The 13877-nt window shown below is 39.6% G+C and carries 13 protein-coding genes; 7 read left to right on the forward strand and 6 right to left on the reverse strand.

Going from position 1 to position 13877, the window contains the following annotated elements; translation table 11 throughout:
* Positions 1-357: 357 nt before the first annotated feature.
* Positions 358-1161: an inositol monophosphatase family protein gene (locus tag MKX49_RS05750; RefSeq protein ID WP_063596336.1), complete on the forward strand. Its 804-nt coding sequence runs from the start codon at positions 358-360 to the stop codon at positions 1159-1161.
* 88 nt (positions 1162-1249) lie between these two features.
* On the opposite strand, the gene MKX49_RS05755 is transcribed toward MKX49_RS05750, so the two are convergent.
* Positions 1250-1432 (reverse strand): YlaF family protein, encoded by a 183-nt coding sequence (locus MKX49_RS05755; RefSeq protein WP_034314013.1) that lies wholly within the window; start codon positions 1430-1432, stop codon positions 1250-1252.
* 124 nt (positions 1433-1556) lie between these two features.
* Here MKX49_RS05755 and typA point away from each other — a divergent pair, with 124 nt between their 5' ends.
* The 3 genes from typA to MKX49_RS05770 are packed head-to-tail and all read left to right on the forward strand — an operon-like array spanning position 1557 to position 4024.
* Positions 1557-3404, forward strand: a complete 1848-nt coding sequence (gene typA / locus MKX49_RS05760; RefSeq protein ID WP_048684521.1) for a translational GTPase TypA — start codon at positions 1557-1559, stop codon at positions 3402-3404.
* Between the two features lie 22 nt (positions 3405-3426).
* Positions 3427-3735, forward strand: a complete 309-nt coding sequence (locus tag MKX49_RS05765; protein ID WP_034314008.1) for a YlaH-like family protein — start codon at positions 3427-3429, stop codon at positions 3733-3735.
* 4 nt (positions 3736-3739) lie between these two features.
* Positions 3740-4024 (forward strand): hypothetical protein, encoded by a 285-nt coding sequence (locus MKX49_RS05770; RefSeq protein WP_202317081.1) that lies wholly within the window; start codon positions 3740-3742, stop codon positions 4022-4024.
* 38 nt (positions 4025-4062) lie between these two features.
* Here the strand turns inward: MKX49_RS05770 and MKX49_RS05775 are convergent, their stop codons facing one another.
* The 3 genes from MKX49_RS05775 to MKX49_RS05785 all read right to left on the reverse strand — a co-directional run bounded on the left by MKX49_RS05775 (position 4063) and on the right by MKX49_RS05785 (position 5422).
* A complete protein-coding gene (locus MKX49_RS05775) occupies positions 4063-4494 on the reverse strand; it encodes a hypothetical protein (RefSeq protein WP_340875604.1) in 432 nt (143 codons plus the stop codon).
* A complete protein-coding gene (locus MKX49_RS05780; protein WP_072272690.1) occupies positions 4478-4678 on the reverse strand; it encodes a YlaI family protein in 201 nt (66 codons plus the stop codon). Before MKX49_RS05780 ends, MKX49_RS05775 begins: the two co-directional genes overlap by 17 nt.
* 144 nt (positions 4679-4822) lie before the next feature.
* The gene (locus MKX49_RS05785) at positions 4823-5422 is read right to left on the reverse strand and encodes a YhcN/YlaJ family sporulation lipoprotein (RefSeq protein ID WP_072272691.1); all 600 of its coding nucleotides are present in this window, start codon (positions 5420-5422) and stop codon (positions 4823-4825) included.
* A gap of 266 nt (positions 5423-5688) precedes the next feature.
* Here MKX49_RS05785 and MKX49_RS05790 point away from each other — a divergent pair, with 266 nt between their 5' ends.
* Positions 5689-7020 (forward strand): PhoH family protein, encoded by a 1332-nt coding sequence (locus MKX49_RS05790; RefSeq protein WP_048684523.1) that lies wholly within the window; start codon positions 5689-5691, stop codon positions 7018-7020.
* 62 nt (positions 7021-7082) lie between these two features.
* On the opposite strand, the gene MKX49_RS05795 is transcribed toward MKX49_RS05790, so the two are convergent.
* A complete protein-coding gene (locus MKX49_RS05795) occupies positions 7083-7586 on the reverse strand; it encodes a peptidyl-prolyl cis-trans isomerase (protein ID WP_340875608.1) in 504 nt (167 codons plus the stop codon).
* Between the two features lie 221 nt (positions 7587-7807).
* On the opposite strand from MKX49_RS05795, the gene MKX49_RS05800 reads away from it, so the two are divergent.
* Together MKX49_RS05800 and pyc are read left to right on the forward strand one after the other, a co-directional pair.
* A complete protein-coding gene (locus MKX49_RS05800; RefSeq protein WP_034313996.1) occupies positions 7808-8089 on the forward strand; it encodes a YlaN family protein in 282 nt (93 codons plus the stop codon).
* Positions 8090-8709: 620 nt separating this feature from the next.
* Positions 8710-12147, forward strand: a complete 3438-nt coding sequence (gene pyc / locus MKX49_RS05805; protein WP_340875612.1) for a pyruvate carboxylase — start codon at positions 8710-8712, stop codon at positions 12145-12147.
* A gap of 183 nt (positions 12148-12330) precedes the next feature.
* On the opposite strand, the gene MKX49_RS05810 is transcribed toward pyc, so the two are convergent.
* A complete protein-coding gene (locus MKX49_RS05810; protein WP_034313992.1) occupies positions 12331-13317 on the reverse strand; it encodes a COX15/CtaA family protein in 987 nt (328 codons plus the stop codon).
* Positions 13318-13877: the final 560 nt, after the last annotated feature.

Below are 13877 nucleotides of genomic sequence, written 5' to 3' on the forward strand. Positions count from 1 at the left end.
GGAAATGAATCAATTTCAATACAAGGAATTTTATTATAGATGAACGGACACTTTATTTTATTAAAAAATAATGTGTCCGTTTTTCATTAAATGTCCAATATATATAAGGTGGAATATCATTTTGTATCGAGTCCCTTTAATAAAGGAAGGGGAACGTCAAATAAGGGAGAATATTCTTGCTGGCTAAAACATGATTACGATTAATGGATGGGCAGTCAAAGAACCTTCTTTCCTCATCGGTTAAAAAAATGGAAAATTTAAGATGTTAAAAGCTTGAAGGCAAGCTATTTTTGCTTTAATCTTTAAAAGAGGATCATTTTAATGTAGTTTCTGATCATAAAGGACGGGGATATTATAATGGCATCGGTCAAGGAAATGGATACATATGCGAAGTTATGGATGAAAGAAGCCGGTACTAGGCTAAGGGCGTCCTTCAAAACCAAGTTGAATATTGAAATGAAAACGAATCCGAATGATTTGGTAACTAATATGGATAAGGGGATAGAAAAGTTTTTTTGCGAAAAAATTGGCGAAGTTTTTCCAGAACACCGCATTTTTGGTGAAGAGGGAATGGGCAATGATATTAAAGACCTAAAAGGTACGGTGTGGATCATCGATCCAATTGATGGAACTTTGAATTTCATTCATCAACAGAGGAATTTTGCGATTTCCCTTGGGGTTTATGTGGATGGCATCGGAAAGATTGGCATGGTTTATGATGTCTTTAGTGATGAATTATATCATGCGATTAAGGGACAAGGAGCATTTCTGAATGATCAAAGGCTCCCATCTCTTGAAGAGGCATCGGTAAGCAAAGCGATCATTTCCATTAATGCAAGCTGGGTAACGGAAAACCGGAGGATCGACCCGAGTCTTTTGGCACCGCTGGTCCGGGATGCAAGAGGAACACGTTCTTATGGCTCGGCAGCGTTGGAGCTGGCATTCGTGGCCGCTGGAAGGATTGATGCATACATAACCATGAGACTCATGCCTTGGGACTTTGCCGGGGGAGTTTTACTGGTCGAGGAAGTGGGCGGGGAAGTTAGTAATATTAAAGGTGACAAATTGGATTTTTTAAAAGGCGACTCACTTTTCGTATCAAAACCAGGGCTACACAAAGAAGTATTTGACAAATACTTATCAGGAAACTCCAGCCGTTAGTATCAAGGACTGATTGCGGCCATGATAAATGTCTCGGATAGAAATAATTAACAAAAAAAACTCGCTGTCTGTCAGCGAGTTTTTTATATTATAACTTCCCGGCTTCACGTAATTTCTTCTTCTGGGTGAAACCGAACCCCATGATTCCGCAAAGAATAACGATTGCAGCTAATATTCCAATCAAGCTTTTTTCAGCAATGAAGATGCCAATGGAGCCAATGCTGGATGTTGCCAATACCGCTAATATTAAGAAATTCCATTTAATGTTCATTAATATCACCCCTAATATATCTATTGTACATAATTTCTGTATTTGTTTCTAGTATGTTTGTGATATAATATGTAAGTTAATACTAGTGATACGTTTTACACAAACTTTTTTAGGAGTGAATTTTTTGAAATTAAGAGAAAATATTCGTAATATAGCCATCATTGCTCACGTTGACCATGGTAAAACGACGTTAGTGGATCAGTTGCTAAAGCAATCTGGTACTTTCCGTGAAAATGAACATGTGGAAGAACGTGCGATGGATTCTAATGCGATTGAAAAAGAACGCGGAATTACGATTCTTGCGAAAAATACAGCAGTTCAATACCAAGATACAAGAATCAATATTTTGGATACACCTGGTCATGCCGACTTTGGTGGTGAAGTGGAACGGATCATGAAAATGGTTGATGGCGTTCTACTTGTTGTTGATGCATATGAAGGCTGTATGCCGCAAACTCGCTTCGTGTTGAAAAAAGCATTGGAACAAAAGATCACGCCAATCGTTGTCGTGAACAAAATCGATAAAGATTCTGCACGTCCAAATGAAGTGGTCGATGAAGTAATTGACTTATTCATCGAACTAGGAGCTGAAGAAGAACAATTAGACTTCCCAGTTGTCTTCACTTCAGGTATCGCTGGTACTGCTAGCTTGGATTCAGATCCTGCTAAACAAGAAGAAGACATGACCCCACTTTTCGAAACAATCGTCGAAACGATCCCTGCACCAATTGATAACTCAGATGAACCGCTTCAATTCCAAGTGGCTTTACTTGACTATAATGATTATGTAGGACGAATTGGCGTTGGCCGTGTATTCCGCGGTAAAATGCATGTAGGTCAACAAGTTTCATTAATGAAACTTGATGGGAAGGTTAAACAATTCCGTGTAACGAAAATCTTTGGTTATATTGGCTTGAAGAAAGTTGAAATCCAAGAAGCCGTTGCCGGTGATTTAATTGCCGTTTCTGGTATGGAGGATATTAACGTAGGGGAAACGGTTTGTCCGACCGAGCATCCTGAAGCTCTACCTATCCTGCGTATTGACGAGCCAACATTACAAATGACTTTCCTTGTAAATAACAGCCCATTCGCAGGCCGTGAAGGTAAATTCGTTACAGCTCGTAAAATTGAAGAGCGTTTGAGAAACCAATTGCAGACTGATGTCAGCTTAAGAGTCGAAAATACTGATTCTCCGGATGTCTGGATTGTTTCAGGTCGTGGGGAGCTTCACCTTTCCATCCTGATCGAAAACATGAGACGTGAAGGTTATGAATTGCAAGTTTCTAAACCGGAAGTTATCGTTCGTTTGATTGATGGCGTCCGTTGTGAGCCGGTTGAACGTGTACAAATCGACGTACCTGAGGAGCACACTGGTTCGATCATGGAATCAATGGGAGCCCGTAAAGGTGAATTATTGGATATGATCAACAGCGGAAGCGGTCAAGTTCGTTTACTGTTCACGATCCCAGCTCGCGGACTTATTGGTTATTCAACTGAGTTCTTAACGATTACACGCGGATATGGTATCATGAACCATTCATTTGACAGCTATCAACCAATGGCACAAGGTCAAGTCGGCGGAAGACGCCAAGGTGTACTTGTATCCATGGAATCAGGAAAAACTACACAATACGGTATTATGCAAGTAGAAGACCGCGGTGTTATTTTCGTTGAGCCAGGTACGGATATTTATGAAGGCATGATCGTCGGGGAACATAACCGTGATAGCGATTTGACTGTTAATATCGTTAAAGCGAAACAAATGACAAATATGCGTTCAGCAAATAAAGACCAAACTTCTTCCATGAAAAAACCAAGAATCATGTCCCTTGAAGAAGCTCTGGAATATTTGAACGATGACGAGTACTGTGAAGTAACTCCGGATTCAATCCGCCTTCGTAAAAAAATTCTAGATAAAAACGAGCGTGAAAGAGCAGCTAAAAGAAAAAAAGTTGCTGTTGAAGAAAAATAAATAGCAAGAGGAGGAGAAAAGATTGGATATCCAAGAGCGATTATCATTTTTTGCAGCATTGTACAGAGTGGATGAAAACCCTGAAGCAGGAATGTGGTATTTATATTTGACGGTCTTTGGATTATGCATCCTTGTCTATCAGTTAGGTTTTGCCAAAAAGTTACCATTGCTAAAAAATGTGGTCATTTATGTGGTAATGGCACTTGGATGTACCCTTCTTTCTTTCTTTGCGGTGTTTCTCCCTATGGGGGAGGCATTAGTCATCGCTTCGCTTGTTCTGGGGATCTATAGGATCCGTCTTCATAATTCGAGAAAAGAAGAACAGGCTTAAGATGATGAAATCATTACAGGATGCTTTATACAATTGGTTGACGATCAAAGTTGTCTGTGATGCAAGGCCTGATGATTCAGCTGCACGCGATACAGAAATGTTTTTCATGCAGATGCTGAAAGACGATCATCAGGTGATAATCGATTCGGTTACAAAAACAGAACCTTTTTATTACGTCGAGTACCTTTTGGGAGACGAAATGAAGAAGCAGCGTTATCCGATTGAATTGATTGATATCATGTTGGACCAAATTCAGTTAGAGCCAGAAAAGTATAAAAATATCGAGTAATGATAAAAAGAACCGTGCGATTTACGCACGGTTCTTTTTTATATTGCTTTAGGGAGGGAAAGTCCGTAAAAAAGATGTAAGATTGTCCACAAAAAGAAAGCTGTCAAATCAGAAGGAAGGACAACTTCTGTTTTTGACAGCGTTGATAGTGGGAAGTAAAGCATGATGGCGGGAATGATCGTGATAAAAGCAAGTGCGTATTTGTTCCATTTCCTGAAAGCTTTCAAAGGATGTAGTATATAAACGTAACTATACGTAATTGCCAGTGAGAAAAGGAGATGGAAAAGGAATAATGATTCCTCACTCCAGGAAACGGCTCCAATTAGGGGGAGGAAATCCACATTCAATAAAAGCTTATACACTTGTTTACCGGATAGCATTTCGACCCACTTCATTATCCATCCAAGCAGAAGTCCATTGAACAGGCCAATCAGGGTAACTTTGTGGAAAGTTCTACCATTCATCTTCATTTTTGATCGTCCGGTAAAGACGGAAGTTACCGGTGGCAATCCGTTCGTTTGTACGCTCTTCAATGCGTTGGTTGCATGTATTGCACATATAGGTATGTATAGGACGGTTGCGAAGTTTCTTTGCTTCCGGGCTATCGTCGGGAATAGATTCAATTTGATCGCATATTACACATTTAACCTTCATATTAGTTGAACCTCACTTCAATTTGAATATGCTTTTAAGTATACCAATATTTTTATGGTAAAACGAGGATAAAGTGAAACTAACAGTTGAAGTTGATTGTTGGGTATGAAAAAGACCCGAAGATTCACTTCGGGTCGGGTAAATTCATTCTTTAAAGTGATTGGATTGATCATTTTGCTCTTTATCGAGTTCTTTTCTTTCCGTATCATCATCAAGTTTATTTTTTTCCTTTTCGATGTTCTTAGATGGCGTTGGGGTTAAAATATCACCAGGAACCTCCGGGATGACTCGACTTGTGATGTCAGCGAGTTCATTTAGTATCCCGGTTACCGGTTTGCCGTCTTTAATATCTTTGGCCACCTCCCTGATCCGCTCATTTAAATCCGGGTCAGCGACGATGATGGCATTTGCACCGTCAGGATCATGTTTTAAAGTTTCTCCGACTGAGTACTTTATCGTTCCAACCTGTGATCGCTCAATATCTTGGTCGATATCTATTCCGACGATGGCGTATTTGCCAAGTACGACTGCGGTGGCATCGTTCACCTCTGGAATGGACTTAGCCAAACCGGTGAGTCTCTCCGCTGTTTGCTGACCTGTATTCCTGTCTGCTTCCTTAATGGTCGTATTATTGACTTTCGTTATATTGTTTTGCGCATTATTTTCAGACACTTCATTTTTATTATCCATTGTGCAACCTGACATCAACAGAACAGCAGCGAGCGACAATATAATTTTTTGCAATGTAAAACCTCCTTAATGTTTTCCTTTGGTTCCAGCCTGTCCATCGCTACCTAGTCTGATGCATCTGAGTATAAAATGCAGCCAAACATGGAGAAATCAATGGTGGGGATTGCATTCTTTGCTGGAAGTTTTCTTTATAGTCTGTAAATGTTCTTCTATCTTTATGCAAAGGAACATATATTTTATCAACAGTCTCGTCCGCTACATAACTGCTGAGTGTAGTAAATGGTAAGACATATCCTATAGAGCAGGCAGGAGGCGTCATATTGGGGAAAAAAATATATGTTTTAGATACGAACGTCCTGTTGCAGGATCCGTATTCGATTTATTCATTCGAAGATAATGAAGTTGTCATTCCAGCAGTCGTATTAGAAGAATTGGATTCAAAAAAAAGATATATGGATGAAATCGGAAGGAATGCCAGGCAAGTATCGAAATTGATCGATAGCTTTCGTGAAAAAGGAAAGCTGCATCAGAGCATTCCGCTTCATAATGGTGGCAGCATAAGGATTGAACTCAACCACCGTTCATTTCACAAACTTCAGGAAATTTTTGTTGAGAAAACGAATGATAACAGGATATTGGCAGTCGCGAAAAATTTATCTTTGGAAGAAGAGACGAAGGAAGATGGAAAAACGGTCATTCTGGTTAGCAAAGATACTCTCGTCAGGGTTAAAGCTGACGCCATCGGTCTAGAGGCAGAGGACTTTTTAAATGATCGCGTTGTAGAACTGGATCATATATACGCTGGGCACAAAGAAGTGTATGTATCGATTGATAACCTGAATAAGTTTTATGAAAAAAGTTTTCTTTCACTGGAAGAACTGACAAAAGATGCATATTATCCAAATCAATTCCTGTTGATGAAGGACACGCTGGGGAGTTCAGCTTCGGCGATTGGGATAGTGGATGAGAACTGCAGGACCGTTAAGAAATTGATGTATGAAGGGGAGCATATTTGGGGAATTAAACCGAGAAATGTCCAGCAGACCATGGCCCTTGATTTGTTGCTTCGTTCGGATATCCAGCTTGTGACGCTCATTGGTAAGGCGGGGACAGGCAAGACTTTATTGGCATTGGCAACAGGGTTGATGCAAACTGAAGATTTGTCACAATATAAGAAACTTTTGGTTGCCAGGCCCATTGTTCCGGTCGGTAAGGATATTGGTTATCTGCCAGGGGAAAAAGAAGAAAAATTAAGACCATGGATGCAGCCTATTTTTGATAATCTCCAATTTCTGTTCAATACGAAAAAACCTGGGGAATTGGATGCGATTTTAGCAGGAATGAGTTCGATCGAAGTTGAAGCCCTCACCTATATCAGGGGAAGGAGCATACCGGATCAGTTCATCATCATCGATGAAGCGCAGAACTTAACGAAACATGAGGTCAAGACAATCTTGACGAGGGTAGGCGAACGGAGCAAAATTGTCTTAATGGGGGACCCGGAGCAAATAGATCATCCTTATTTAGATGAATATAATAATGGTTTGACCTATGTTGTGGAAAAATTCAAGACCGAGCGTATTGCCGGCCATGTTAAATTGATAAAAGGGGAAAGATCGGGATTGGCACAACTGGCAGCTACACTTTTATAATGCAATCGGCAAGGGATTTCCCTTGCCGATTGCCAAAGTTTTTGGCAAGAATGAACGAAGTCTTATTTAACGGTGAAAGACCGTACATTTTTTATCGGTTCATTGATGTTGGAAGCGTCTCCGAAATAAATTTCCAGAGGGCCGCCCTCGGATATTTTAAGCGGCTTTCCATCCTTGGAAAAGCCCAGGAAAAATTCAAGTGCCGTTTCCAACGGGAATGTAAGCTCCTCATCATCGGTTGTAACGATGACTTCGGTCACCCCATTTTCAGGTTCGGCGTTTTTTAAAAAAGGTTCAAAAGGGATGCCGAAAGTCCCTTCCAGCAATCTTTGCTTCTCGAACTTTCGTTCCGTTTTTATTGTGGGTGGCATTATTGCGCCTTCCTGTATTTCTTTTTGCCAATGCTTGGAGGCGGCAATCGTATATTCTTCTAATTCATTGACTTGGACTCTTTCAGCGTGGAAATATGTTTCGATTTCAACTTTACGGTCATCAAAAATCCATACTCCAGGATCTAGCGTAATTGGATATTTCACTTTTCCATTTATAAATACGATGGGTTCCAAATATCTCATTCCTTTCTGTTGCTCTTTAATGATTATAATCAATTATAATTGAAATGTCACATCTTCAAGATGGTGAACAAATTCCATGGCTGGGTATATTCATTTGAGAGGGGATCGTGATATCTCAATGGCAAATTGTTTGTCAATGTCCTTGCTTTTTCACAAAACTAAAGGTAGAATTTAGAGATAAGATTTAATCGCTCTGAGCGGGGGGATTTAACATGGCATCTGATATGCTTGTCAATCATCGAGAAAAAGCTTATGCTTTATTAAAAGCAGATGCTGACAAGATTCTAAAACTGATAAAAGTTCAAATGGAAAATCTCACTATGCCTCAATGTCCTTTATATGAAGAGGTACTTGATACGCAAATGTTCGGCCTATCACGAGAAATCGATTTTGCCGTACGCTTAGGTTTGGTAGAGGAGACCGAGGGTAAATCCCTTTTGGAAACCCTTGAACAGGAATTGTCAGTTTTGCATGAAGCATCGTTAAAAAAATAATAGATAAAACATACTAACTCAAACAAATCTCGATGATTGTTTGAGTTTTTTATTTATATACACAATTAATGAATAATGTTATACTATTTTTAATAGTGACATACTAATTAATTCACGGAAGCTCAATTTGAGTTTTCTCATTCTTTTGAATTTTTGATCTAAGTTCAATAGTCATCTTCCATTTTTAAAAATTCCCAATCATGCATTAAACAAGTGGGATTTTCCGGTCATATGGCTTTGATCAATAATGGATCGCTAGTACGGGAGTCAGATCTAATTCCCTGTTTTTTTATACGAATATATGTAATTTTTTATTTTTTTATTGTATTCAGTTAATTTTAGTATTATTGTTATATTAATTGAATGTTAAATCAAATTGATAATATATTATTATAGCTAAATTTTAATTAGTTAATGGTATAGGGCTCTTTTTAGTCTTTATCGGATGTGAAAAACGAAAATATAAAATATATCGAAATAATTACATCAGCGATAAAATGAGCTTAAACAGATTGGACTCCTTATTTGGGAAATCAATTCATGAATAAAAAGTGGTGGAAATCTTTCACGCTTTTTTTCTATATATTCAATAAAAATACATATTGATTAGGGTGGTAGCAATGGGGAAACGTATAGAAAAAGTACTTGCGGCAAATCGCGGGGAAATAGCGATAAGGATTTTTCGGGCTTGTACGGAATTAGACATTCACACAGTTGCAATCTATTCAAAGGAAGATTATGGTTCTTATCACAGATATAAAGCGGATGAGGCATATTTGGTCGGGGAAGGCAAAAAGCCGATTGATGCATACCTGGATATTGAAGGCATAATCGCGATTGCCAAAATGAGTGGCGTCGATGCGATTCATCCCGGTTATGGTTTCCTTTCAGAAAATATTGAATTTGCGAAACGCTGTGAGGAAGAGGGCATAATCTTCATCGGACCAGAATCAAGACACCTAGATATGTTTGGTGACAAAGTAAAAGCTAGAACACAAGCTGAACTGGCGGATATTCCGGTTATCCCTGGTAGCGATGGACCGGTGACCAGTGTTGAAGAAGTCAAGGAATTTGGTGAACAATACGGTTTTCCAATTATTATAAAAGCCTCATTAGGCGGCGGCGGACGCGGAATGCGAATTGTCGGAAAAATCGAAGAAGTTGAAGAGGCTTATGATCGCGCAAAATCAGAAGCTAAAGCAGCTTTTGGTAATGATGAAGTCTATGTAGAGAGATTCATACAAAATCCGAAGCATATCGAAGTTCAGATTTTGGCTGATACTCATGGGAATATCGTCCATTTATATGAGCGTGACTGTTCCGTTCAGAGACGGCATCAAAAAGTTGTGGAAGTGGCACCTTCCGTTTCCCTTTCCGAAGATTTAAGGGAAAGGATTTGTGAAGCAGCAGTCAAGTTGGCTAAAAATATTGATTATGTAAACGCTGGTACGGTCGAGTTCCTTGTCGCAAATGGCGAATTTTACTTTATTGAAGTCAATCCACGGGTGCAGGTTGAGCATACGATCACTGAAATGATTACGGGCATTGATATCGTTCAATCTCAAATCATGGTGGCTGAAGGGCATGAGCTCCATGGCAAGAAGATCGGGATTCCCGAACAAGCAGGTATTAAAACTCATGGATATGCGATTCAATCAAGGGTGACGACCGAGGATCCATTGAATAATTTCATGCCTGATACCGGGAAAATGATGGTGTACCGTTCCGGTGGGGGATTCGGTGTCCGTCTGGACGCAGGGAATGGGTTCCAAGGTGCGGTCATCACACCATATTATGATTCCCTTCTCGTTAAACTTTCTACTCATGCGCTTTCATTTGAGCAGGCAGCTTCCAAAATGGTTCGTAACCTTAAGGAATTCAGGATTCGTGGTATTAAAACAAATATCCCCTTCCTTGAAAATGTTGTAAAACATGAAAAATTCATTAATGGGGAATATGATACATCATTCATTGATTCAACACCGGAATTATTTAGCTTCCCAATTAGAAAAGACCGTGGGACAAAAATGCTTTCATATATCGGAAATGTGACCGTGAATGGATTCCCGGGAGTCGAGAAAAAGAAAAAACCTGTTTTTGATCCAGCACCAATTCCGAATGTTGGTGGCCTGCCGCTTATCTCGGGTACAAAAAATATACTTGAAGAGCAAGGAGCAGAGGGACTGGTCAATTGGATAAAAGAACAGAAAGAGGTATTGATCACCGATACGACTTTCCGTGATGCACATCAATCTTTGCTGGCGACGAGAATTAGGTCGAAAGATATCCTTGATATCGCAGAACCTACAGCAAAACTGCTTCCTGGTTTATTTTCAATGGAAATGTGGGGCGGGGCAACTTTCGATGTCGCATATCGTTTCTTGAAAGAAGATCCGTGGGACAGGCTGTTAAGTTTCAGGAAAAAAGCACCGAATGTCCTATTACAAATGCTTTTAAGGGCTTCAAATGCAGTTGGTTATAAAAATTATCCTGATAATGTCATTCGTGAATTCGTCGAGAAATCAGCGGATGCAGGCGTTGATGTTTTCCGTATCTTCGATAGTTTAAACTGGGTTAAAGGGATGGAATTGGCTATTGATGCAGTCCGTCAATCCGGCAAAATTGCAGAAGCTGCCATTTGTTATACAGGGGACTTGAATGATCCAACACGCAGCAAGTATAATATCGACTATTATAAAAATATGGCGGTGGAATTGGAACAAGCCGGTGCCCATATTTTAGCGATCAAGGATATGGCCGGCCTCTTGAAGCCTGATGCTGCTTACCGCCTTGTCTCGGAACTGAAAGAATCGACATCCCTTCCGATACATCTGCATACTCATGATACAAGCGGAAATGGAATTTACATGTATTCTAAAGCGATTGAAGCCGGTGTGGATATCGTTGATACGGCGATTGGTTCTTTAGCTGGACTGACTTCGCAGCCAAGTGTACAAACACTTCATTATGCATTGGAGGGTTCAAGCAGACAGCCTAAGTTGGAAGTCGATTCACTAGAGCGTTTAGGAGAATACTGGGGTGAGGTCAGGAAATTCTATCATGACTTCGAAAGCGGAATGAATGCACCTCATACCGAGGTTTACAAACACGAAATGCCGGGCGGCCAATATAGTAATCTGCAGCAGCAAGCCAAAGCAGTTGGGCTGGGAGACCGCTGGCATGAAGTGAAAGAGATGTATCAGCGCGTCAATGTAATGTTCGGCGATATCGTTAAAGTGACTCCTTCATCCAAAGTTGTTGGGGACATGGCTTTATTCATGGTACAAAATAACCTGTCTGAAGAGGATGTTCTGACAAAAGGTAAATCCATCGATTTCCCTGATTCAGTCATAGAGTTATTCGAAGGCTATCTAGGTCAGCCAGTTGGGGGATTCCCTAAAGAGCTTCAGGAAGTTATCCTGAAAGGGAAGAAACCTATAACGGTAAGACCGGGTGAGTTATTGGAAGAAGTGGACTTTGCAGCACTTAAAGAAGAATTATTCAAGGAATTGGGACGGGCAGTCACTGATTTCGATGTGCTTGCATATGCCTTATATCCAAAAGTATTCCTGGACTACAATAAAACGATTGAGTTGTTTGGAGATGTTTCCAACCTCGATACCGCAACTTTCTTATATGGTATGAGGCTAGGGGAAGAAATCGAAGTTGAAATCGAAAAGGGTAAAACGCTTATCGTAAAATTGGTTTCAATCGGCCAGCCATTGGCTGATGGAACACGGGTTGTGTATTTTGAGTTGAATGGTCAATCACGTGAAGTGATCATCAAGGATGAAAACATTAAATCTTCCGTTGTATCAAAAGTAAAAGCTGATTCAAAAAATAAAGAACAAATCGGTGCGACAATGCCAGGTACGGTAATTCGTGTAGTGGTCGAGAAAGGAGATCAGGTCAAGCAGGGTGATCACCTGATCATTACGGAAGCGATGAAAATGGAAACCACCGTGCAAGCACCATTCTCCGGGACCATCAAAGATATTTATGTAAAAGATGGAGAAGCGATCAGTACTGGAGACTTATTGATAGAAATAACTAAGTAATATCGCTGACTGTGACCTTCTGAATGATTTAGGGTATATGGGGTATGCTTGAGGTTTCAAGCTGCCCTACACCCTCTTTCAAGGCAATCCACGGTCATCTTAAGACAAAACAAAAACCACCATTCCCTGGGGAATGGTGGTTTTTGTTTTGTCCTATTATATTATTGATTGAACAATCAGAAATTAACGGGCGGGTACTGTTGGTGTTATATCCTTTTCATCCTGTCCTTTGACTGTGTGCGTGGAGTTTCTTTTTTGCTTGGCCAGTGCATTTTTTTTGCTTCTTGATGTCAATAGCATCAAATAGCTCATTACACCAAAAAAGCAGGCAATGAATAATGCGTGTGTCAATGCGATATATAAGTTTTGCCTTGAGAAAATGATGAAGGCTCCAGCGGTAACCTGTAAAAATACGAGAATGAATGCAGCCATCCAACCGCCATATAACACTTTTTGATTTTTGTAATGTTTTTTTGCGATATAAGCCACATATGATACCCAAATGAAAATGGCGCCTGCGATTGCACGGTGTCCCATCTGAATCCATTCATAAAGGTTAGAGGGGAGTGCAAGGCTGTCATTTACACATAAAGGCCAATCCTTACAGATAAGACTTGATTCTGTATGCCTTACAAGAGCACCTGTATATACGACTACGAGACAAAAAATCAATACGCCAATGATATGGAATTTCATTCGTTTGTCAACTATAAGTTTTTCGGCTTCGAACTTCTTGTCTACTTCAAAAATCAACAATGTAAGTAAAAAGACGGCAGCAAAGGAAATGAGCGATATGCCAAAATGAAGGGCAAGGACAAAATCGGATTGTGACCAAATGACGGCAGCGGCCCCGATTAACCCTTGTAGTAACAGAAAACCAAAAGAAAGGACGGATAAGAAACGTGCTTCACGGATATGGCCGATTTTTTTCCAAGACATATACGATAAAATTAAAACCAAGAATCCTCCAGCACCTGAAACGAGACGATGGGAAAGTTCAATGACCAATTCAATCGTGATTTTGTCCGGGATCAATTGGCCATTGCACAATGGCCAGGACCTGCCGCATCCCATGCCGGAATCCGTCTTCGTGACTAAAGCTCCGCCAAGTAAGATGAAAAGCATTACAATCGTTGTTAAAACAGCAAACCATTTAAGAGACGATTTCACTAGTAGTCCCACCTTTTTCTCTGTAGCAAATTAGGATTGTTCCATAAAATTAATAATAGCATAAGATTTTTCATAATATTTGTCGAACTTCCTCGATATTACACAAAATAGAATGATTTTACAAGTTCAGTTAATATTATAACTATTAATTAAAATGCCTGAAATAGTTGAAAGTTACAAAAGACTTTGATAGAAATAAAGGGAGTGTAAACCTTCAAGTAGGAGCAAAATAGGGATAGAGCCTAGGGGATGATGATAATAGCATACTATTCATGTTCTTGATGAACATCTTACAAGAGCAGTAAATTATTGAGACACAAATTGGTCAAAAAATATCCGAAAAATTTTCACAAAAGCTTCCAAAAATGTGTTTTAATATATTGAAGAAATGATTTTACTAAATTTTACTGTTATTAAGCATGATATTAAGAATGATAGCTCTCGATGGATTCCATTGACGACAGTCATTGGTAAATAATTTACTTTTTGTTTACGCTTCCTTGGTTACAAATATCAAAAAGTATGAAATAATGTTCTATAGCATATGTAAGTATTTTTTT

Source organism: Peribacillus sp. FSL M8-0224, from assembly GCF_038003055.1.
GTDB classification, from domain to species: domain Bacteria; phylum Bacillota; class Bacilli; order Bacillales; family DSM-1321; genus Peribacillus; species Peribacillus frigoritolerans.

Coding starts and splice junctions, on each gene's coding strand:
- MKX49_RS05750 (WP_063596336.1), top strand. CDS start 358: ATGGCATCGGTCAAGGAAATGGATACATATGCGAAGTTATGGATGAAA.
- MKX49_RS05755 (WP_034314013.1), bottom strand. CDS start 1,432: ATGAACATTAAATGGAATTTCTTAATATTAGCGGTATTGGCAACATCC.
- MKX49_RS05770 (WP_202317081.1), top strand. CDS start 3,740: ATGAAATCATTACAGGATGCTTTATACAATTGGTTGACGATCAAAGTT.
- MKX49_RS05775 (WP_340875604.1), bottom strand. CDS start 4,494: ATGAAGATGAATGGTAGAACTTTCCACAAAGTTACCCTGATTGGCCTG.
- MKX49_RS05780 (WP_072272690.1), bottom strand. CDS start 4,678: ATGAAGGTTAAATGTGTAATATGCGATCAAATTGAATCTATTCCCGAC.
- MKX49_RS05800 (WP_034313996.1), top strand. CDS start 7,808: ATGGCATCTGATATGCTTGTCAATCATCGAGAAAAAGCTTATGCTTTA.
- pyc (WP_340875612.1), top strand. CDS start 8,710: ATGGGGAAACGTATAGAAAAAGTACTTGCGGCAAATCGCGGGGAAATA.